The sequence below is a fragment of the Nocardia sp. CNS-044 genome, assembly GCF_059570515.1.
Map to the genome: position 1 here is coordinate 73,940 of NZ_JCANSX010000009.1, position 19,028 is coordinate 92,967.

Annotated in this window: 19 protein-coding genes; 8 read left to right on the forward strand and 11 right to left on the reverse strand. The window is 69.3% G+C overall.

Annotated features, from left to right (window positions below; genetic code table 11):
- The first annotated feature begins 33 nt into the window (after positions 1-33).
- The 4 genes from T333_RS23100 to T333_RS23115 all read left to right on the forward strand — a co-directional run bounded on the left by T333_RS23100 (position 34) and on the right by T333_RS23115 (position 3,859).
- A complete protein-coding gene (locus tag T333_RS23100) occupies positions 34-912 on the forward strand; it encodes an amidohydrolase family protein (protein ID WP_496425817.1) in 879 nt (292 codons plus the stop codon).
- Between the two features lie 128 nt (positions 913-1,040).
- Entirely contained in the window at positions 1,041-2,384 is a 1,344-nt protein-coding gene (locus T333_RS23105) for an MFS transporter (protein ID WP_355002461.1), read from the forward strand.
- 92 nt (positions 2,385-2,476) lie between these two features.
- Positions 2,477-3,130, forward strand: coding sequence for an MspA family porin (locus T333_RS23110; RefSeq protein ID WP_496425818.1), 654 nt, complete (start codon positions 2,477-2,479; stop codon positions 3,128-3,130).
- 69 nt (positions 3,131-3,199) lie between these two features.
- Entirely contained in the window at positions 3,200-3,859 is a 660-nt protein-coding gene (locus T333_RS23115) for an MspA family porin (RefSeq protein ID WP_496425819.1), read from the forward strand.
- A 162-nt stretch (positions 3,860-4,021) separates the two neighbouring features.
- Here T333_RS23115 and T333_RS23120 read toward each other — a convergent pair whose 3' ends face one another.
- From T333_RS23120 to T333_RS23130, 3 genes are all read right to left on the reverse strand, one after another.
- Positions 4,022-5,527 (reverse strand): acyl-CoA synthetase, encoded by a 1,506-nt coding sequence (locus T333_RS23120; RefSeq protein WP_496425820.1) that lies wholly within the window; start codon positions 5,525-5,527, stop codon positions 4,022-4,024.
- A 14-nt stretch (positions 5,528-5,541) separates the two neighbouring features.
- Positions 5,542-6,384 carry a p-hydroxycinnamoyl CoA hydratase/lyase gene (locus T333_RS23125; RefSeq protein WP_357248858.1) on the reverse strand — a complete coding sequence of 281 codons (843 nt, stop codon included), beginning with the start codon at positions 6,382-6,384 and terminating at the stop codon, positions 5,542-5,544.
- A 105-nt stretch (positions 6,385-6,489) separates the two neighbouring features.
- Positions 6,490-6,966, reverse strand: coding sequence for a MarR family winged helix-turn-helix transcriptional regulator (locus T333_RS23130; protein ID WP_496425821.1), 477 nt, complete (start codon positions 6,964-6,966; stop codon positions 6,490-6,492).
- A 109-nt stretch (positions 6,967-7,075) separates the two neighbouring features.
- Here T333_RS23130 and T333_RS23135 point away from each other — a divergent pair, with 109 nt between their 5' ends.
- Positions 7,076-8,536 (forward strand): aldehyde dehydrogenase family protein, encoded by a 1,461-nt coding sequence (locus tag T333_RS23135; protein ID WP_496425822.1) that lies wholly within the window; start codon positions 7,076-7,078, stop codon positions 8,534-8,536.
- Between the two features lie 111 nt (positions 8,537-8,647).
- Here T333_RS23135 and pcaC read toward each other — a convergent pair whose 3' ends face one another.
- From pcaC to T333_RS23170, 7 genes are read right to left on the reverse strand one after another with little or no spacing between them, the layout of a single operon-like run.
- Positions 8,648-9,001 carry a 4-carboxymuconolactone decarboxylase gene (gene pcaC / locus T333_RS23140; RefSeq protein WP_496426118.1) on the reverse strand — a complete coding sequence of 118 codons (354 nt, stop codon included), beginning with the start codon at positions 8,999-9,001 and terminating at the stop codon, positions 8,648-8,650.
- 26 nt (positions 9,002-9,027) lie between these two features.
- The gene (gene pcaD / locus T333_RS23145; RefSeq protein WP_496425823.1) at positions 9,028-11,157 is read right to left on the reverse strand and encodes a 3-oxoadipate enol-lactonase; all 2,130 of its coding nucleotides are present in this window, start codon (positions 11,155-11,157) and stop codon (positions 9,028-9,030) included.
- Positions 11,150-11,695 (reverse strand): protocatechuate 3,4-dioxygenase subunit alpha, encoded by a 546-nt coding sequence (gene pcaG / locus T333_RS23150; protein WP_496425824.1) that lies wholly within the window; start codon positions 11,693-11,695, stop codon positions 11,150-11,152. The genes pcaD and pcaG overlap by 8 nt, the downstream gene beginning before the upstream one ends.
- Positions 11,688-12,416, reverse strand: coding sequence for a protocatechuate 3,4-dioxygenase subunit beta (pcaH, locus tag T333_RS23155; RefSeq protein ID WP_496425825.1), 729 nt, complete (start codon positions 12,414-12,416; stop codon positions 11,688-11,690). The genes pcaG and pcaH overlap by 8 nt, the downstream gene beginning before the upstream one ends.
- Entirely contained in the window at positions 12,416-13,168 is a 753-nt protein-coding gene (locus T333_RS23160; RefSeq protein ID WP_357248841.1) for a CoA-transferase subunit beta, read from the reverse strand. The genes pcaH and T333_RS23160 overlap by 1 nt, the downstream gene beginning before the upstream one ends.
- The gene (locus tag T333_RS23165; protein ID WP_496425826.1) at positions 13,165-13,980 is read right to left on the reverse strand and encodes a CoA transferase subunit A; all 816 of its coding nucleotides are present in this window, start codon (positions 13,978-13,980) and stop codon (positions 13,165-13,167) included. The genes T333_RS23160 and T333_RS23165 overlap by 4 nt, the downstream gene beginning before the upstream one ends.
- Positions 13,973-15,148, reverse strand: a complete 1,176-nt coding sequence (locus T333_RS23170; protein WP_496425827.1) for a 4-hydroxybenzoate 3-monooxygenase — start codon at positions 15,146-15,148, stop codon at positions 13,973-13,975. The genes T333_RS23165 and T333_RS23170 overlap by 8 nt, the downstream gene beginning before the upstream one ends.
- Before the next feature lie 165 nt (positions 15,149-15,313).
- On the opposite strand from T333_RS23170, the gene T333_RS23175 reads away from it, so the two are divergent.
- Together T333_RS23175 and T333_RS23180 are read left to right on the forward strand one after the other, a co-directional pair.
- A complete protein-coding gene (locus T333_RS23175) occupies positions 15,314-16,537 on the forward strand; it encodes a lipase family protein (RefSeq protein WP_496425828.1) in 1,224 nt (407 codons plus the stop codon).
- Between the two features lie 172 nt (positions 16,538-16,709).
- A complete protein-coding gene (locus T333_RS23180) occupies positions 16,710-17,048 on the forward strand; it encodes an STAS domain-containing protein (protein WP_355002662.1) in 339 nt (112 codons plus the stop codon).
- A 99-nt stretch (positions 17,049-17,147) separates the two neighbouring features.
- On the opposite strand, the gene T333_RS23185 is transcribed toward T333_RS23180, so the two are convergent.
- Positions 17,148-18,185 carry an LLM class F420-dependent oxidoreductase gene (locus tag T333_RS23185; RefSeq protein WP_355002448.1) on the reverse strand — a complete coding sequence of 346 codons (1,038 nt, stop codon included), beginning with the start codon at positions 18,183-18,185 and terminating at the stop codon, positions 17,148-17,150.
- A 132-nt stretch (positions 18,186-18,317) separates the two neighbouring features.
- Between T333_RS23185 and T333_RS23190 the strand changes: the two genes are divergently transcribed.
- A complete protein-coding gene (locus T333_RS23190; RefSeq protein ID WP_355002447.1) occupies positions 18,318-18,977 on the forward strand; it encodes a cyclodeaminase/cyclohydrolase family protein in 660 nt (219 codons plus the stop codon).
- Positions 18,978-19,028 lie beyond the last annotated feature (51 nt).

Sequence of the window (19,028 nt, forward strand, 5' to 3'; positions counted from 1 at the left end):
GTGTACCACTCCGAGACCACCGAGGTCAATGCTGTGACAACCGCCATCGACCTCGACGCGATCACCGCCATCGATGTCCACACGCACGTCCACGCCGACGACTGCGGCAACCTCGCTCTCGACACCGAGCTGATGACCGCGGCCGAGGCGTACTTCAAGACCGATACCCCGCCGCGGCCGACGGTCGACGAACTCGCCGCCCGCTATCGCGCCGCGCGCATGGCCGCCGTCGTCTTCACCGTCGACGCCGAGGCCGCGACCGGGCATCCGGCTCTGCCGAACGAGGAACTCGCCGCGGCCGCCGCGGCCCACCGCGACGTGCTGATCCCGTTCGCCTCGATCGACCCCGCGCGCGGGCTCGCCGGGGTACGCGCGGCCCGCCGGCTGGTCACCGAATTCGGGGTGCGCGGATTCAAATTCCATCCGAGTCTGCAGGGCTTCGCACCCAACGACCGCAGCGCCTATCCGCTGTTCGCCGAAATCGAAAGCCTCGGCGTCCCCGCCCTTTTCCATACCGGCCAGACCGGTATCGGCGCGGGATTACCGGGCGGGCGCGGGATCAAACTGCGCTATTCCGACCCGATGCTGCTCGACGACGTCGCCGCCGAATTCCCGGGCCTGACCGTCATCATGGCACACCCGTCGGTGCCGTGGCAGGACGCCGCCATCTCGGTCGCGACCCACAAAGCCAATGTCTACATCGACCTGTCCGGCTGGTCGCCGAAGTACTTCCCGGCGCAGCTGGTGCGCGCGATCCGCGGCCAGCTCGCACGCAAGGTGCTGTTCGGTTCCGACTTCCCGATGATCACCCCCGAGCGCTGGATCCGCGACTTCGCCCAGCTCGAGATCGATTCGGCTCTACTGCCGGACATCATGAAAGGCAATGCGATCCGAGCGCTTCGCCTGCGTTGACCGCGGGTTCACAGCAGCACAGCGCACTGTGACCCAGTTCTCATTGAATGAAAAGATCCGTTGAGCGTGCTCCCGCTGTCGCCTTTCCTGATCGGCATTCAGTCACCTTTTCGAACAGGAGCGGGTTGATGCACAACCAGCCCACAGAAATCAGCAAACCGATCACTCCGGCCGCGGCCAAACAGGCCGCGACCGCGAGTTTCATCGGCACCGCGATCGAGTGGTACGACTTCTTTCTCTACGGAGCCGCGGCGGCGCTGATTTTCGGGCCGCAGTTCTTCCCGTCGAGCAATCCGGCGATCAGCCAGCTGGGCGCGTTCGCCAGTTTCGCGGTCGGCTTCCTGACGCGCCCGCTCGGCGGTGTCATCGCGGGGCATTTCGGTGACCGGATCGGCCGCAAGCGCGTGCTGTTGATGTCGCTGCTGCTGATGGGCGGCTCGACGGTGCTGGTCGGCCTGCTGCCCAACTACGCCCAGATCGGTGTCGCCGCACCGATCCTGCTGTTCATCCTCCGCCTGCTGCAGGGTCTGGCCGTGGGTGCGGAATGGGGTGGGGCCGCGCTGATGTCGGTCGAGAACGCGCCCCCCGGACGCAAGACGTTCTACGGCGCGGCCACCCAGCTCGGTGTGCCCGCAGGCGCGATCATCGCCTACTCGACGATGCTGCTGCTCTCGGCGGTCACCGGCGACGCGTTCAACGACTGGGGCTGGCGGATCGCCTTCGTGGCCAGTATCGCGCTCGTCCTCTACGGTTTGCGGCTGCGCCGCCAACTGGCCGAAAGCCCGCTGTTCGCCAAGGAATCCGCGCACGGCAAGACCGCGCGCGCACCGATCGTGGAGGTGCTGCGCCGCTATCCGCTCGGTGTGCTCGTCGCGCTCTTCGCCTCCGCCGCCAGCCCCGCCGTCGGCTACATCGTGCTGACGTTCATCCTGTCCTACGGCACGAAAGAGGTCGGCTACACACGTAATTCGCTGCTGGTCGTGGTGATCGTGGTGAGCGCCGTGCAGTTCGTCGCGATGCTGGTGCTGTCGGCCATGGCCGATCGCTGGGGCCGGAACAAGCTGATGGTCGTCGGTTCGGTCTTCCAGGCCATCGCCGCGCTGATCTTCTTCCCGATCTTCGATTCCGGCGTCGTCGCGCTCGCGATTCTGGCCTGTTCGATCGCGTTGATCGCCCAGACGACGCAGTACGCGCCGCTGCCCGCGCTGATCGCCGACCTGTTCCCGACCAGAGTGCGCTACAGCGGATCCTCGATCGGCTACCAGTTCGGCGCCATCCTCGGCGGCTCGCTCTCGCCGATCATCGCCACCGCCATCTTCACCGGCACCGGCAGTTCGTTGCTGATCGGTGTGTATCTGGCGGTCCTGACCGTGGTGTCGGGTATCGCGATCGCGATCGCGCACCTGCCCGCGTTGCAGGCGCGCGAGCCCGAAGCCGAGACCGCAGTCGGTTCGGTACCGGTCAACTCGTGAGATCGCGCCGCGCGAAGCGGCCGAAGCAGGCGCTGCCGGAGACATCCCCAGCGCCTCGATTTCCCATCGGAACAGGAAGTTCGAGAACTGTCGTGATTCGTAGTAAAGCTGTGCTGACCGGCGGTAGTGTCGCCGCCGCCGTCGCCGCCGGGCTGCTCGCCACCGGCCCGGCCGTCGCCGATACCTTCGTGCCGTTGCCGGATGGTTCGAAGCAGGGTCCGGGCGTCACGGTGACGCGCACCGGAGAGCACGCGGTGATCTCACCGTCGCTGGCCGCCAACGGCGCGGGCCGGGTGGTCTGGGTATCGGGCAATGCCACCGCCGATGTCTCGGTCACGCCCGAGGGCGAAGTCGGCCCGAACAACGGTCCGGCCGACATCCCGGGGTCGAACAATTCGTCCACCCACGGCGCGTCGCAGCTGAACACCGGGTACCTCGTCGGTTGCCAGGTGAGTATCGCCGAGGACGCGATCGGCGCGGGCGTGTCGGGTGGGATCAGCACCGGCGGAGTCAGTGCCGGTGGGTCCATCGGGGTCGACGTCGGTCCGGGTGAGGTGAAGTTCGTCCAGATCGACTACAAGGACATTCCGAAGCCGGGTGTGTACTCGGTCGAATACCAGGACGCCGAGATCGAGATCCAGGGCTGCGCGGGTTACGCCCAGGCGCGCGCCTACACCGTCGTCGAGATCATCGGCGACCACTACTCCAAGACAACGCTGTACGGCGCGCCGTTCAGCATCGGCTGAGATGTCGAAGCACCGTCCTGAATTCATCTCTCGCATCAGCGAATTCGACATCAATCGAAGGTAATTGTGATGTTCAACCGTAAGAATCTGTTTCGCCTGAGTAGTGCGGCGACGGCGGTCACGCTCGGTCTGCTCGCGACCGGCTCGGCCGAGGCCGACACGTTCGTTGCGCTCCCCGGCGGGGAACTGGTGAAGACCCTCTCCGACGGCACCGTCGTCACCGTGCGTTTGGTCGGCGAGTCGGCCACCATCAGTCCCTCGCTCGGTTCCACGCCGCTGCACCGCAATGCCTGGGTGTCCGGCAGCGCACAGGTCGAGGTGGCGGGTGCGGGCGCCGACGGTGGGCTCATCCTGCCCGGGTATGTGGTCGGTTGCCAGGTCGACATCGCCGGCGGCGGCGTATCGGGTGGCGTCGACGGTTCGGTCAGCGGTGAAGGCCAAGGGTCTGTGGGCGCGAACACCGGCGGCGAACTGTCGCTGGGCCCGGGCCAGGCCACCTCGTTCCACATTCTCGATCGGGAGAAGGCCGACGATTTCGGCGCCGAATCCCACAAGCCGTACAACGTCTTCGGCGGCACGAGCGGGTCGGTCACCTGGGCGGACCAGACCATCGGGCTGTCCGGCTGTGGCGGGTACGCGCAAGCACGGGCTTTCGTGAGTGTCGAGGTCGTCACCGAGAGCGTCACCAGCTGGGTGACCCTGTGGGGGCAGCCCTTCAGCCTCGGCTGAGTTCGATACCTCCCCAGACCGCCCCGGATGTCCTTGCAGCCGGGGCGGTTTCGTCGTGTCCGAAGGCACAACAGGTTCTGCTGCCGCTACCGGACACAGCACAAAGCCCCTCGAGCCGTTGTGCGGATCGAGGGGCCGTGGTGTGCGACATCGAGCGGTGGCTCAGCCGTACTGCTTCTTGACCTCCGTCTTGCGGATCTTGCCCGAGCCGGTGGTCGGCAAGTCGTCCACGAAGACGACGGAGCGGGGAATCTTGAACCCGGCCAAGCGTTCCCGCAAGAAGGCCAGCAGTTCCTCGGCGTCGGGCTGAGTCCCCTCCCGCGCGACGACGACCGCTCGGCCCACCTCGCCCCACTTCTCGTCCGGGACCCCGATCACCGCGCAGACCGCGACCTGCGGGTGATGGGCGATCTCGTTCTCGACTTCGGCGGGATAGATGTTCTCCCCGCCGGAGATGATCACGTCCTTGACCCGGTCCACGATGTAGGCGTAGCCGTCGGCATCGACGGTGGCCACATCGCCCGAGTGGAACCAGCCGTCGCGCAACGCGTCCGCGGTGGCTTCCGGCCGGTTCCAGTAACCGCGCATCACATTGGGCCCGCTGACGAGTACCTCGCCGCGCTGCCCCGGCGCCACCTGCGCGCCGTCGGCGTCGACCACGCGCACGTCGGTGAAGAACGACGGCACGCCGGCCGAGCCGAGCTTGGCTTCGGCGTGCGCCCGATCCAGGACGAGCACGCCCGGCGCGGCCTCGGTCATCCCGTAGCCCTGGACGAAGCCCAGGCCGCGTTCGACGTAGCGGGCGATGGTGGCGTGCGGCACCGGCGCGCCGCCGCACAACAGAATCCGCACGCTGGACAGATCGGCGTCGGCCCAGCCCGGTTGCGCGGCGAGCGCGTCGTACATCGTCGGCACGCCGAACATCCAGGTGACGCGCTCCTGCTCGATCAGCGCGAGCACCCTGGCCGGATCGAACTTGGCCAGCAGCACCACCCGCCCGCCCTTGAGCAGAGTCGGCAGGCAGATCATGCCGAGCGCGGCCGCGTGGAACAGCGGCGCGGCCACCAGCGACACCTCGTCACCGGCGACATCGCTCTCGACGAGCACATTGACCGAATTCCAGGTGAGGTTGCCGTGGGTGAGCACGGCGCCCTTGGGCCGCCCGGTGCTGCCGGAGGTGTACATGATCAGGCAGTCGTCGTCCAGACCGACCTCGACATCGATCGGTTCGGCCGACGCGGCGGCGAGCAGGTCGTCGTAGCCGCCGACACCGCCGACGCGCACGATGCCGAGGCCCGCGATGCCGGGCAGGGCCGCGACCGCGGCATCGTGCTCGCCGTGGTGCACGAGCACGCGCGCACCGGAATCGGTGAGCGCGTACTCGATCTCCGCCACGGCCGACCGGTTGTTCAGCGGCACGAAGACCGCGCCGAGCCGACCGGCGGCGAAGAGTATCTCCAGGTAGGCGGGATGATTCGGGCCGAGGTACGCGACCCGGTCCCCCGCGCCGACGCCGAGGGCGCGCAGGGCCTGCGCGGCGCGGTCGACCCGCTCGCTCAGCTGCGCGTAGGTGATCTCCCGATCATCCGCGGTGACGGCGACGGCCGTCGGTGTCATCCGGGCGCGGCGCGCAGGCCACGAGCCGAGCCCCCGATTCCGCACGTTCATCCCTCTCCTCGCGGTTATTTGGCAGGGTCGAAGGCGCCGAGACCGGGCCGGTAGGTCTTGTCGTCGAGGAACTGACTCAGACCCTTCTCCCGGCCGCCTTCGACATCGAGCGTCCGCGACTGGTCCAGCTTGGCGTACAGGTAGTCCTCGGACTGCGCCCAGGTCATCTCGGCGGCGAACTTGTAGCCGACCTTGGCGGTGTGCAGCACCACCTGATTGAGACCGGCCAGCTTCAGCGCCAGCTCGCGGGTCCGACCGCGCAGCCGATCGGCGGGCACGGCCTCGTTGACCAGCCGCATCTCGGCGGCGCGGGCGCCGTCGAAGGGCTCGCCGGTCATGATGTAGTACAGCGAGTCGCGCTGGTTCACGGTGGCGGCCATGGCCTTGGTGACCACCGACCCCGGCGGGATGCCCCAGTTCACCTCGGACAGGCCGAACTGCGCCTTCTCGTCGGCGATGGCGAGGTCGCAGGCGACCAGCGGGCTGAAGGCGCCGCCGAAGCACCAGCCGTTGACCATCGCGATGGTGGGCTTGGCGAAGTAGGACAGCCGCCGCCACTGCCATTCGGTGCTGGCCCGGCGCGCGCGATTCTGTGCCGCGACCGTGCCCGCGGCCTCGATCTGGCGGAAGTACTCTTTCAAATCCATTCCGGCGGAGAAGGATTCACCCGCACCGGTGAGTACGAGCACGCGGCACCGGTCGTCGTACTCGAGCACGTCGAGGGTCGCGCACATCTCGTCGTTGAGGGTCGGGTTCATCGCGTTGCGCTTCTCCGGCCGGTTGAGCGTCACCCACGCGATGCCGTCGTCGAACTGCACGTCGACGGTGTTGCCCCAAGGTTCGGCGCTGCTGTCCATCACACTTCCTTTATCAGTATTGCTGATGATTTCGGGACAGGTCTACCCCACCCGATCCGGTCCGTCAATACCTGTTTCCACTCCCGGTATGGACGCCGAAACCATTCAGCCGATGGGCATTTCGCCTAAATCGCGAGCGCCTGCCTCGGCGGCGAGTGTCGCGGTGCCGTGCGCGAGCACCGCGCGGAATTCCGCGCGACGGCGCGGGCTCAGACCGTTCAGAAGCTTGCCTTCGATCGCGGCGACCAGCGGCTCGGCTTCGCGCAGGACCTCGCGCCCGTGGTCGGTCAGGGCAGCCACCAGGACCCGCCGGTTGGCCGGGTCGCGGTCGCGGCGAATCAGGCCGCGTTCCTCCATCGTCTGCACCATGACGTTCATGGTCTGCGGACGCAGGAACGACCGGCGCGCCAGCTGCGCCGAGGACAGGCCGCTGCGGCGTTCCAGCACGGTCAGCGCCGTGTATTGCAAGGTGGTCAGGCCCAGCGGGCGCAGCGCGTCGTCCATCAGCGCGCGCACCGCCAGTTCCAGTTGCTTGATCAGGTACAGCGTCGATGGTGCTTCGGGTTCCGGCCGATCGGTCACCGGGCCATCTTTACACCGCGCGACCGTCCGGCAGCCTTTCCGCGCCTTGGGTTTCCATTCAATGAAAGTGCCGTAGTGGCCCCGGCCACAGAAAGCCCATCGTGGCACCATGCCCATTTCTCGTGCTCTTCTGATCGGCGGCAAGGAGGTTCCGGCCACGTCGGCGCGGACCACGACCGTGATCGATCCCTGGTCGGCCACCGTCTACGCCACGGTCGCGGCCGCCGCGCCCGCCGACGTCACCGCCGCCGTCGACGCCGCCGACTCGGCGTTCGCCGACTGGGCCGCCATGCCCCCGTTCGAGCGTCGCGCGATCTTCCTGCGCGCCGCCGATCTGCTGGACGCGCGCGCCGAGCAGGCCATCGGACATATGGCGGGCGAGGTCGGCGGCGCGGCGCCGTGGGCAGGCTTCAACGTCGCGCTCGCCGCGAACGTCTTTCGCGAGGCCGCCGCGGCGATCACCGCGTCCCGAGGTGACGTACTGGCCTCGGGCGCACCCGGTGTGCTGAGCATGGCCGTGCGCGAACCGCTGGGCGTCGTCGCGGCGTTCGCGCCGTGGAACGCGCCGATCATCCTGTCGGCGCGTGCCGTCGCCGCACCGCTGGCCGCGGGCAACACCGTGGTGCTGCGGCCCAGCGAGGCCGCACCGATCTCGAGCGGGTTGCTCGTCGCCGACGTGCTGCACGAGGCGGGGCTGCCCGCCGGTGTCCTCGATGTGATCACCAACGATCCCGCGGACGCGCCCGAGATCGCGCGCACGCTGATCAGCGACGAGCGGGTGCGCGCCGTGAACTTCACCGGGTCGACCGGGGTCGGCCGGATCATCGGTACCCTCGCCGCGGAGCACCTCAAGCCCGCCGTGCTGGAACTGGGCGGCAAGAACTCGATCATCGTGCTGGACGACGCCGACGTGGACTACGCGGTCGGCGCCGCGGTGTTCGGCGCGTTCGCCAACTCGGGCCAGATCTGCATGTCGGCCGACCGGGTGCTGGTACACGAGTCGCTGGCCGCGGAGTTCACCGCGAAGTTCGCCGCCGCGGTGGCCGGACTGCCGACCGGTGATCCGTCGGATCCGCAGACCGTCATCGGTCCGATGGTGAATCCCGCTGCCGCCCAGCGCATCGCGGGCCTGGTGGCCGACGCGGTCGCCAAGGGCGCGACGGTCGTGGCCGGTGGCGGCGAGCCGGAGGGGGCGCTGCACCGCGCGACCGTGCTGACCGGTGTCACTCACGCGGCGAACCTGCACCACGACGAGGCCTTCGGCCCGCTGTGCGTCGTGGACACCTTCGCCACCGACGCCGAGGCGATCGCCATGGCCAACGACACCGAGCACGGCCTGTCGGCGGGCATCATCACCGAGAACGCCACCCACGGCCTGCGTGTCGCGGCCGGCCTGCGCACCGGCATCGTGCACATCAACGACCAGTCCGTCGGCGACGAGCCGCAGGCGCCGTTCAGCGGCGTCCGCGACTCCGGTTACGGCCGCTTCGGCGGACGCTGGGGCATCGACGCGTTCTCCAACACCCGCTGGGTCACAGTGGCCACCGAGCAGCTGCCGTTCCCCGGCTGAATTCGGTCCGGCCGGATCACCCCCGGGTGGTCCGGCCTTGTCGTCGACCGGTCGGTGGTGCGCGAAAGCCCGGCTCCTCGTGGGAGCCGGGCTTTCGTCTGTGCGCCTGCCTTATTCGGCGGCGGATTCGCGCAACACCAGGTCGGCGATGGCGAAAGCGCTGTTGGCCTTGGGAATTCCCGAGTAGGGGGCGGTGTGCAGGAGCACCTCGGCGATCTCGGCTTCGGTGAGGCCGTTGCGCAACGCGGCCCGCACATGCATGGCGAGCTCGTCATGACAGCCGAGCGCGGTGAGCACCGACAGCGTTATCGCGCTGCGGGTGCGGCGGTCGAGGCCGTCGCGGGTCCACACACCGCCCCACGCGGCCGCGGTCAGGTATTCCTGGAACGGCCGGGTGAATTCGGTGGTTCTGGCCTGCGCCCGGTCGACGTGCGCGTCCCCGAGGACGGCCCGCCGCACGGCCATGGCGGCGTCGTTGTTCGGGTCACTGGTCACGAGCACTCCTGGAGATGGTCGGTGATGGCGGTCAGGAACGAGCCGGGCTGTTCGACAGTGCCCAGGTGCGCGGCATCGCCGATGATCCGGAACCGGGCGGCGGGGATTCGATCGGCGATCGCCTTGCCGTCGTCCGGCGGGAACGCCGGGTCCTGCGCCGTCGACAACACGAGGGTCGGCGCCGTGATCGCGGGCAGGTCGTCGAACAGGTCGATCTCGGCGAGCGCCTCGCAGCAGGCGGCATAGCCTTCGGCGGGCGTGTCCGCGGTGAGCAGCCGTTTTTCGGCGACGACCCTCGGGTGCGCTGCGGCGAACTCCGGCGTGAACCACCGCCGCGCACTGGCGGTGGCGATAGCGGCCATCCCTTCGGCCCGCGCCTGCGCGGCCCGAGTGCGCCATTGCGGCGGATTCCCCGGCCGAGCCGACGTGCAGCAGACCACCAGCCGCCGCACCCGCTGGGGCCGGTGCCGCGCCAGCCACAAGCCGGTCATCGCACCGAGCGAGATCCCGACGACGTGCGCCGACTCCACCCCGTGCCGATCGAGAACCGCTTCGAGGTCACCGCCGAGATCGGCGAGCGAGTACGGTCCGAGCGGTACCGGCGAATCGCCGTGGCCCCTGGTGTCACACCGGATGACCCGAAACCCGTTGTCGGCCAACGGCCGCACGTAGTCGTCCCAGATCGACAGGTCGCTACCGAGGGCGTTGACGAGCAACACCGCCTCGCCCGAGCCGTCGCCGTAACTCTCGCTCCGCAGGTCGACCGGCCCGGTTGTGCGCGGCCCGCCGCCATCGCGCTGTCGGCCCGCGTGCTCGGCCAGAGCTCGCCCGAGGAAGAACCGCGTGCTGCCGAGGTAGGTGGACGGTTCTACGAGTGCCTCGATCTCGGCGCGATCGAGCAGCCCGGCCAGTCTCGGGTGCGCCCGCAACGCGTCGGCGAAGGTGAGCCGGTCGTCGGCTCGGGCCACGCATTCCTCCACCACCTCGTGTGCTGTCAGCCTGCCCAGCTGGGGTATCAGCGCGGTACTCACCCGTTCGGCCAGCAACGCACCGCCGGTGGCAGCCAGATTGCGGCGCATCCGCACCGGGTGTATCCGCAAGCGAGACAGGCTGGCCCGCAGCCACGACACCGCCGATCCGGTGCTGCGGAGCAGTTCGGTGAAGGGCTGCCATTCGGCATGCCACGACCCTGCCCCCCGTTGCAGGTCGGGAGCGGCGGCCAACAGGGTGGCGACGAGGCCGGGGGCTTGCGCGGCCGCGGCGACGGCGCAGACCGCGGCGATCGGGTTCCGTTTGTGCGGCATGGTCGACGAACCACCGTGGCCCGGCGCGTGTTCGGACACCTCGCCGATCTCGGTTTGCGACAGCAGTGTGAGGTCGCGGCCGATCTTGGCCACGGCGGCGGCCAGAGTGCCCAGCGCACCGGCGATCTCGGTGATCCGGGTGCGGTCGGTGTGCCACGGCAGTTCGGGTTCTGCGAGGTTCAGGCGCCGCGCGAAGGCGGCCGACGTCGCCGGACCGTGCGCGCCGAGGGACGCCAGAGTGCCTACCGCACCGCCCAATTGGACGGCCAGCTGTTCGACCCGCACCTGGGCCATCCGGTCGGCCGCGGCCCCGAGTGCCGACAGCCAACCCGCGGTGGTGAGGCCGAAGGTGATCGGCAGGGCTTGCTGCAGCAGACTCCGGCCGACAGCGGGGGTCGCGGCGTGCTGTTCGGTCAGCCGCGCCAGCAGTTCGGTACAGGCGGCGAGATCCACGAGCAGGACGTCGATGGAGCGCGCGGCGATCAGCATCGCCGCGGTGTCCATGATGTCCTGGCTGGTCGCGCCCAGATGGACCACGCCTGCCGCGGCCGGATCCGCGACCCGCGCGGTCAATGCTCGCACCACCGGCGCCGCGGGGTTGCCGACGCCGGTTGCCGCCGCGCCGATCTCGGCGGCGTCGTAGAGCTCCGGCCTACAGGCGGCGGCGATCGCCTCGGCGTGCTCCGGGGCGATCACCCCCGCGTCGGCGAGCGCTCCCGCCAGGGCCGCCTCGACGTCGAGCAGGGCGGTCAGCCAGGCGGCATCGCCGGTCTCGGCGGCCACCGGTCCGGCGGCACGCAGCGGCCCGAACAGCTCAGACATCGAAGAACACCGTCTCGAGCTCACCTTGGAGGTGAATGTCGAAGACATAACCGTCGCCGGTCCGCCGCGCGAGCAGCCGCTCCCGGCGGGCCGGTTCGATCGAACTCAGCACCGGGTCGGCGGCATTGGCGGAGTCGAACTCCGGAAAGTAGATCCGGGTGACGACGCGGTGCAGGAGTCCGCGGGCGAAGACCGACACATCCAGATGCGGCGCTTGCACCGCCGTGCCCCTAGCCGGAAGTTCCGGCGGGACAACCGTATGAATGGCGTACCCGCCGTCGCGCGTGTCACTGCGCCCGAAACCGGCACGCGCCGAACGGGATCGATCGGGCTCGGCGAACGCGGTGGGGTCGACCTGCCAGGTCTCCACCAGCGCGTCCGTGATCGGCTCGCCCGCGCCGTCGAAGACCTGTCCGCGGATCCACACCGCGCCCGCGGTGCCCACCGGCGCGGCGAACGGGCCGTCGGGCCAGGTCAATCCGATGTGCAGATAGGGCCCGACCGTTTGAGATGGCGTCGAGAGCAGGTATTCAGTCATCGTGCGGCTCCTCGAACGGGGTGGCGTCGCGCCCGCGCAGGACGATGTCGAACTCGAAGTTCATCGCCCATTCCGGCTGTGTCCCTTCGAGACTGAACCGGGAGATCAGGCGGGGCCGCGCCGCTTCCGGCACCGCGTTGAAGATGGGGTCCTGGGCGAACAGCGGGTCGTCGGGGAAGTACATCTGGGTCACCAGCCGCTGGGTGAACGCGCGGCCGAACACCGAGAAGTGGATGTGCGCGGGCCGCCAGGCGTTGTCGTGATTGCGCCACGGGTAGGCGCCCGGCTTGATCGTGGTGAACGAATAGCGGCCCTCGCCGTCGGTGAGGGTCCGCCCCGCGCCGCTGAAGTTCGGATCGAGCGGAGCTGGCCAGCGATCACCGGTGTGCCGGTAGCGGCCAGCGGCGTTGGCCTGCCAGATCTCGATCAGCGAGTGCGGGATCGGTGTGCCGTCGCCGTCGAGCAGCCTGCCCGAGACGATGATGCGCTGACCCAGCGCCTCACCCGTGTGCTGCCTGGTGAGATCGGCGTCGTTCGGGCCGAGGCGGTCCGCACCGAGCGCGGGGGCGCTCACCTCGGTGAGCAGGTGCGGCAGCACGACCAGCGGCCGGGTGGGATGCCGCAGCGCGGTGGAGCGGTATGCCCGCTCGTCCAACGCCGGGTGCGTACCCGGCGGATCGGGACGGTAGGTGAGGGTGTTCGGCGAATCCGTTCGGTTCATCACGCCTCCTGCAGCGCCCGCAGGGCCGAGAGCTCGGCCGCGGTAGGTGGTGCGGTGACCGACAGCTCGGGTGCCACGCGGAGTTCCCATCCGGTCGCGGCGGCCACCCGATCCACGGTCACGCCGGGGTGCAACGCGGTGAGGACGAGCTCAGCGGTCTCCGGATCAGGCCGCAGGACACCGAGATCGGTGATCACGGTGGTCGGGCCGGCGCCGGGCAGGCCGAGTTTCGCGCGGTCGCCGAGTCCGCGACCATGTCCGACCGAGGTGACGAAGTCGACCCGGTCGACGAAACTGCGCTTGCTCTGGCGAGTCACCACGAACACCTCGCCGCACGAGGCCGCGATCTCGGGTGCGCCACCGGCGCCGGGCAGGCGGACGGCCGGGTCGGCGTAGTCCCCGATCACCGTGGTGTTGATATTGCCGTACCGATCCAGTTGCGCCGCACCGAGAAAGCCGACGTCGATGCGCCCGGCCTGGAGCCAGTAGTTGAACATCTCCGGCACGCCGACCACGGCATCGGCGGTATCGGCGAGAATCCCGTCACCGATGGAGGCGGGCAATCGGTCCGGCTTCGCGCCGATCGCGCCGGATTCGTAGATCAGGACGAGATCGGGTGCGTGCAAGCGCCGCGCCAGATTGGCCGCGGTAGAGGGCAATCCGATGCCGACGAAGACTCGCTGACCACCACCGAGCGCACGGGCCGCGGCGATCGACATCATCTCGTCCGCGGCGTATTCGAGCGTTGTCATGCCGTCGCCTCCCCATCGGTCAGTTCTTTCAGCCACCGCTGGAACGCTTCTCGGTCGCGTCCGATGGGATCCCACTCGGCATACGCGTCGTTGTCGCGTTCGTAGTAGCCCTGCGCGTACGAAGGCCACGCGCCGCCGGGGACGACGGCCACCGCACCGATGACCCAGTGCGGCAACACGATCGCACCGGGCATCGGGGTCAGCTCGTCGACCAGTTCCTCGACGGTCACCAGGGCGGCCCGCGCGGCGAGCACCGCTTCCTTCTGCACGCCCAGCAACCCCCACAGCTGCACGTTGCCGTGCCGGTCGGCGCGTTGCGCGTGGATGATCGTGACGTCGGGGTTCAGCGCGGGCACCGCGGCCAGCCGCTCCCCGGTGAACGGGCAGTCGATGAACGCGACGGTCGAGGTGACCCGCGCGAGATCGGTGCCCGCGTAACCGCGCAGCACCGCGAACGGCAGCCCGGACGCGCCCGCGACATAGCGGTTGGCCATGCCCGCGTGGCTGTGCTCCTCGATCTCGAGCGCGCGCGGCCACTGCCGCTGCACCGCTTCGCGGAACCGGTGCAGCGAGCCGACACCCGGATTCCCGCCCCACGAGAAGACGAGCTTGCGCGCGCAGCCGGCCCCGATCAGCTGGTCGTACACCAGATCCGGGGTCATACGCACCAGCGTCAGATCGCGACGGCCCTGCCGGATGATCTCCTGACCCGCCGCCATCGGAATGAGATGGGTGAAACCTTCCAGCGCGACGGTGTCGCCGTCGTGCACCAGCGCGCGCACGGCATCGGCCAGCGACATGATCTCAGCCATGGCTGCCTCCCCCGATCGGCAGGCCCGCGTAGTTCTCGGCCAGTTCCCTGGCCGCCGCGGGGGAGTCCGCGACCCGGCGCAGCTGTGCGAGCTGTAGTTGGGCGTCGAAGTCGTCGCCGTGGCGGTGCAGCATGCTTGTCATCCACCAGGAGAAGTGCGTGCAGCGCCAGACCCTGCGTAATGCGGTGTCGGAGTAGTTATTCGCGAGTTCCGCCGAACCGTCGGCGAGCAGCGCGACCAGCGCCTCGGCCAGCAAGGCCACGTCGGCGACCGCGAGATTGAGTCCCTTGGCCCCGGTCGGCGGCACGATGTGGGCCGCGTCGCCGGCCAGGAACAGCCTGCCGTGTCGCATCGGGGTGGTGACGAAACTGCGCATCGGCAACACGCTCTTCTCCAGCACCGGACCGGTTTTCAGGTCCCAGCCGTCGAGGTGCAGCCGGGTCGCCAGCTGCTCCCAGATCCGGTCGTCGGACCACTCCTCGATCCGCTCGGCCGGGTCGACCTGCAGGTAGAACCGGCTGACGGTGTCGGAACGCATGCTGTGCAGCGCGAAACCGTTCTCGTGCCAGGCGTAGATCAGCTCGTCGGTCGAGGGCGCGACCTCGGCGAGCACGCCGAGCCACGCGAACGGGTAGGCACGCTCCCAGCTGCGGCGCTGCGGCATGGCCTGCTTGCTCGGCCCGTGGTAGCCGTCGCAGCCGACGACCACGTCCGCGTCGATCCGCCGCGCGACACCGTCGGCGTCACGAAAGGTGACGTAGGGCCGGTCGGTCGTCAGATCGTGCAGCGCGACGTCACCGGCTTGATAGAACGCCTGCTGACCTGCCTTTTCACGCGCGGCGAGCAGATCCTTGGTCACCTCGGTCTGCCCGTAGACGTAGACCGCGCGATTGGCCGACTCGACGAAGTCCAGATGCCTGCGCTCCCCCGGCCACTGCAGATAGATTCCGCGGTGCTCGATGGCCTCGGCCGAGAGCCGTTCGCCCACACCCGCTTTCCTGAGCACGTCGACGGTGCCCGACTCGAGGATCCCCGCGCGGATGCGGGAACTCACATGGTCGGCGGTCTGTCGTTCCACGATCACCGAATCGATGCCCGCCAGGTCGAGCAACTGCGCAAGCAGCAGCCCGGCCGGACCGGATCCGATGATCGCGACTCGGGTTCGCATGATGGTTCGAACTCCTCATCTGGGCTGGTAGGTGAGGCCTAGAATGTCCCCGCTACCAGCCGCGACACCATGCCGCCTTCCATTCAATGGAAACCGGGCGCGGTGGCATCGCCCATCGATGATGTGCTGTGACCCGCACCATTCCCGGACCAGTAGGAGCATCAGATGACCGGCCACCGACGCGGCGCGTTTCGCATGGTGAGCACCGCGCTCGCCCTCGCCGCCGCCCTCTCCCTGACCGCATGCGGCAGCTCGAACGACGACGCGACCCCGGTCCAGCTGACGGCGAAGGCAGGCCCGGCCGGCACCACGTTCTGGGACATCACCGACCAGCCGCCCGCCGATGCCGAGCCGGGCGAGATCTACTGGGCCCAACCACGATCAGACGCACCGGCAGGCGCCCAGGGCTGGAACGTCGTCTACGTCTCCGAGATCCGCCCCGGCGTCAAGGCTTACGTCTCCGGCGAGATCTACGCGCCGGTCGGCGGCTCCGACAGCCCGCGCGACCTGGTCCTGTGGAACCACGAGACCACCGGACTGGCCGACAACTGCGCCCCGTCGCGACGCAGCCTCGGCGCGGGTGAGGAGTCCAGGGTGCCCGGCATCGAAGCGCTGCTCGCCCAGGGCAATGTGGTCGCGATGAGCGACTACCCGGGCCAAGGCCTGCCCGGGCCCACGTACTACATGGTCGGCGACGTGAACGCCCGTGCGTCCCTGGACATGCTGCGTGCGGTCCGCGCGCTGCCCGAACTGAACACCTCGAATCGATACGTCGAGTACGGCTGGTCGCAGGGCGGCGGTACCACCATGCACGTCGAGTCGATCGCCCGCGGCTACGCGCCGGAACTCGAAGGAATGGGCGCCGGTCTCATCGCCCCGGCGGTCCGAATCCGCGATTTGACCCTGAACTCGATGAAGGGTCCCGAGAACGCGGGCTATGTCATCGCGACCCTGCCCGGCATCAAGGCCGCCAACCCGGACCTGCGCTACGCCGACTTCCTGAACCCGAACGCGATGGAGATGCTGCCGGTACTCGCCGACGGTTGCTTCGACATGTGGACCGCCGCCCAGCCGCTGCGCGACTACTACAAGCCCGAGGCGATGGCGCCGGGCGCTCCCTGGTCGAACGCGATGGCCGCGGCCGACGACTTCCGTCCCGCGGGCGCCATGCCGTTCACGATCTACCAGGGCGCCGAGGACATCACCACCCCCGCCGAACTCACCGCCCGTGAGCGCACCGCGCTGTGCAGGGCCGGTTCGGCGGTCGAGTACAACGAATACCCCGGCCTCGACCACGAGAGCGTCGTCGCTCGCGGCGCCGAACTCTTCCCGGCGTGGGCGGCCGACCGCTTCGCGGGCGAGCAGGCGCCGAGCAACTGTCCCGCCTGACCGTATAGCGCGGTTGCTGTAGGGTCGACCCGTACGAAAGCGCCCTCGGTGCCCCCACCGAGCGGCGCGAACCGTCGGAATCTGCGGGACGATGCAGCAGGATCGGGCGGTTCATGGCAGATTGTTTTGTGTGACCAACACTTCCGGAGACGCGTATCCCATGGCGGACACGATGACCACCTCCGTCGCAGTGCGTGACGGTGCGACCGTGCTCACGGTGGCCGGCGAGGTCGATCTTGCGACCGCGCCCGCACTGGAAACCGCGATCGAGGGCATCCTGGCGAGCAAGCCGACGGCATTGATCATCGACCTGACCGCGGTCAGCTTCCTCGCCTCGGCGGGGATGGCGGCGCTGGTCGCGGCGCATCAGCGGGCCGGGGAGGCTACGACCATCGCGGTGGTCGCCGACGGACCGGCGACCAGTCGTCAGCTCAAGATGACCAGCCTGGATCAGGTCTTCGCGCTGCACTCGACGCTCGAGGCGGCATTGTCCTCGCTGCGATCCAACTGAGCCGCGAGGCGACCCAGCCGCGACTCGACCGAGCTGCGACACCACCAGACCCGAACGCGACGGCGTCCCGGCACGCAGGCCGGGACGCCGTCGTTTTCGTCAGACCAGCTCGCGCAGCTGCTCGATCAGCTTGACCCGCTCGGCGGGCGTGGCGGCCATCGGCACCACGTTCAGCGCGGTGACGCCCGCCTCGCGGAAGGCCGCGACGCGTTCCTTGACGAAACCGGCCGGACCGACCAGCGAGATGTCGCGAACCAGCTCGTCCGGCACGACCTTGGCGGCTTCTTCCTTCTGGCCCGCCAGGTACAGCTCCTGGATGCGGTCCGCCTCGGCGCCGTAGCCGTACTTGGTGGCGAGGGTGTGGTAGAAGTTCTTGCCCTTGGCGCCCATGCCGCCGATGTACAGGGCCAGGTGCGGCTTGACGAACTCCAGCAGTGGCGTCACGTTCTCACCGATGGCCAGCGCCGGACCGGCGAACACCTCCAGCTCGCCGAGGGCCGGATCGCGCTTGGCCAGACCCGCGTCCAGCGACGCGCCCCAGACGTCCTTGGCCCGCTCCGGCAGGAAGAAGATCGGTTGCCAGCCTTCGGCGATCTCGGCGGCCAGCTCGACGTTCTTCGGGCCGAGCGCCGCGAGCAACACCGGAATGCGTTCGCGCACCGGGTGATTGATCAGCTTGAGCGGCTTGCCGAGACCGGTGCCCTCGCCTTCGGGGAGCGGGATCCGGTAGTGCTTGCCCTGGTACTCGAGCCGTTCCCGGCGCCACACCTTGCGGCAGATCTCCACCAGCTCCCTGGTGCGCCCGATCGGCGCGTCGTAGGGCACGCCGTGGAAGCCCTCGATCACCTGCGGACCCGACGCGCCGAGGCCGAGCAGGAACCGGCCCTCGGAGACGAAGTCGAGGCCCGCGGCGGTCATCGCCGTGAGGCTCGGGGTGCGGGTGTAGATCTGCAAGATGCCGGAGGCCAACTGCAGCCGCTCGGTCTTCGCGGCCAGGTACCCCAGCGCGCTGACCGCGTCGAAGGAGTACGCCTCGGGCACGAAGACCGTGTCGAGTCCGGCCCGTTCCAGGTCGGCCACTTCCGCCGCCGCTTCCTTGAAGCCGCCCGAGTAGTTGATGCCCAATCCGATCCGCATGTGCTCAACATAACCGCAGGTTTGCACCGGCCGCGCACCGGCTGTCCGACGCGGCGGTCCGGCCAGGGTGCGCGCGGCGGCAAGCGGTAGCGTGATCATCAGTTCACGCCGCCGAAGAACGAAAGGCCACCCGTGTCGCAGCCGAGCACGTCGTCCCAGGAAACCGCGTCTTCCTTCGGTGAGGTCACCCTCGCGCGGTACCTGACCGATCTGGCCGCCAAGATCCCCGCGCCGGGTGGCGGCGCGGTGGCCGCGCTGCACGCCGCGCAGGGCGCCGCGCTGATCGCCATGGTCGCCCGGTACACGACCCGCGCGAAGGACGCCGAGCACCGGCCGATCGTGGACCGGATCATCGAGGCCGCCGATGCCGCCCGTGACCGCGCGCTGGCCCTCGCCGACGCCGACGCCGCCGCGTTCACCGCCGTCGGCGCCGCGTACAAGCTGCCGAAGGACACCGACGAGGAGACCGCGGCACGCACCGAGGCGATCAACGCCGCTCTGGTGGAGGCCGCGCGGGTCCCCGCCGCGGTGGTGGACGAGGCCGACGAGGTGCTGTCCCTGGCCGCGGAGCTGCTGCCGATCGGCAACCCGAACGTCGTGACCGATATCGGCGCCGCGGCCGACGCCGCCCGCGCCGCCGCGTCCAGCTCGCAGCTCAACATCGAGATCAACGTGGCCTCGCTGCCCGCCGCGCTGGGCGACAAGTTCGCGCCCGCGTTGCTGCGCATCGAGGAGATCACCGCGCGCGCCGACGCCCTGCACGCCGAGGTCGTGCACGTCGTCCGCAGCTGAATCCCGTCGGCGACACGCCGATAGGAAGACACGCCGACAACATTCCGGTGT

Bases quoted from the DNA above. Each gene is read 5' to 3' on its own strand.
- T333_RS23105 (WP_355002461.1), top strand. From the start codon at position 1,041: ATGCACAACCAGCCCACAGAAATCAGCAAACCGATCACTCCGGCCGCG.
- T333_RS23115 (WP_496425819.1), top strand. From the start codon at position 3,200: ATGTTCAACCGTAAGAATCTGTTTCGCCTGAGTAGTGCGGCGACGGCG.
- T333_RS23120 (WP_496425820.1), bottom strand. From the start codon at position 5,527: ATGAACGTGCGGAATCGGGGGCTCGGCTCGTGGCCTGCGCGCCGCGCC.
- T333_RS23125 (WP_357248858.1), bottom strand. From the start codon at position 6,384: ATGGACAGCAGCGCCGAACCTTGGGGCAACACCGTCGACGTGCAGTTC.
- T333_RS23135 (WP_496425822.1), top strand. From the start codon at position 7,076: ATGCCCATTTCTCGTGCTCTTCTGATCGGCGGCAAGGAGGTTCCGGCC.
- pcaC (WP_496426118.1), bottom strand. From the start codon at position 9,001: ATGGCCGTGCGGCGGGCCGTCCTCGGGGACGCGCACGTCGACCGGGCG.
- pcaD (WP_496425823.1), bottom strand. From the start codon at position 11,157: ATGTCTGAGCTGTTCGGGCCGCTGCGTGCCGCCGGACCGGTGGCCGCC.
- pcaG (WP_496425824.1), bottom strand. From the start codon at position 11,695: ATGACTGAATACCTGCTCTCGACGCCATCTCAAACGGTCGGGCCCTAT.
- pcaH (WP_496425825.1), bottom strand. From the start codon at position 12,416: ATGAACCGAACGGATTCGCCGAACACCCTCACCTACCGTCCCGATCCG.
- T333_RS23160 (WP_357248841.1), bottom strand. From the start codon at position 13,168: ATGACAACGCTCGAATACGCCGCGGACGAGATGATGTCGATCGCCGCG.
- T333_RS23165 (WP_496425826.1), bottom strand. From the start codon at position 13,980: ATGGCTGAGATCATGTCGCTGGCCGATGCCGTGCGCGCGCTGGTGCAC.
- T333_RS23170 (WP_496425827.1), bottom strand. From the start codon at position 15,148: ATGCGAACCCGAGTCGCGATCATCGGATCCGGTCCGGCCGGGCTGCTG.
- T333_RS23175 (WP_496425828.1), top strand. From the start codon at position 15,314: ATGACCGGCCACCGACGCGGCGCGTTTCGCATGGTGAGCACCGCGCTC.
- T333_RS23180 (WP_355002662.1), top strand. From the start codon at position 16,710: ATGACCACCTCCGTCGCAGTGCGTGACGGTGCGACCGTGCTCACGGTG.
- T333_RS23185 (WP_355002448.1), bottom strand. From the start codon at position 18,185: ATGCGGATCGGATTGGGCATCAACTACTCGGGCGGCTTCAAGGAAGCG.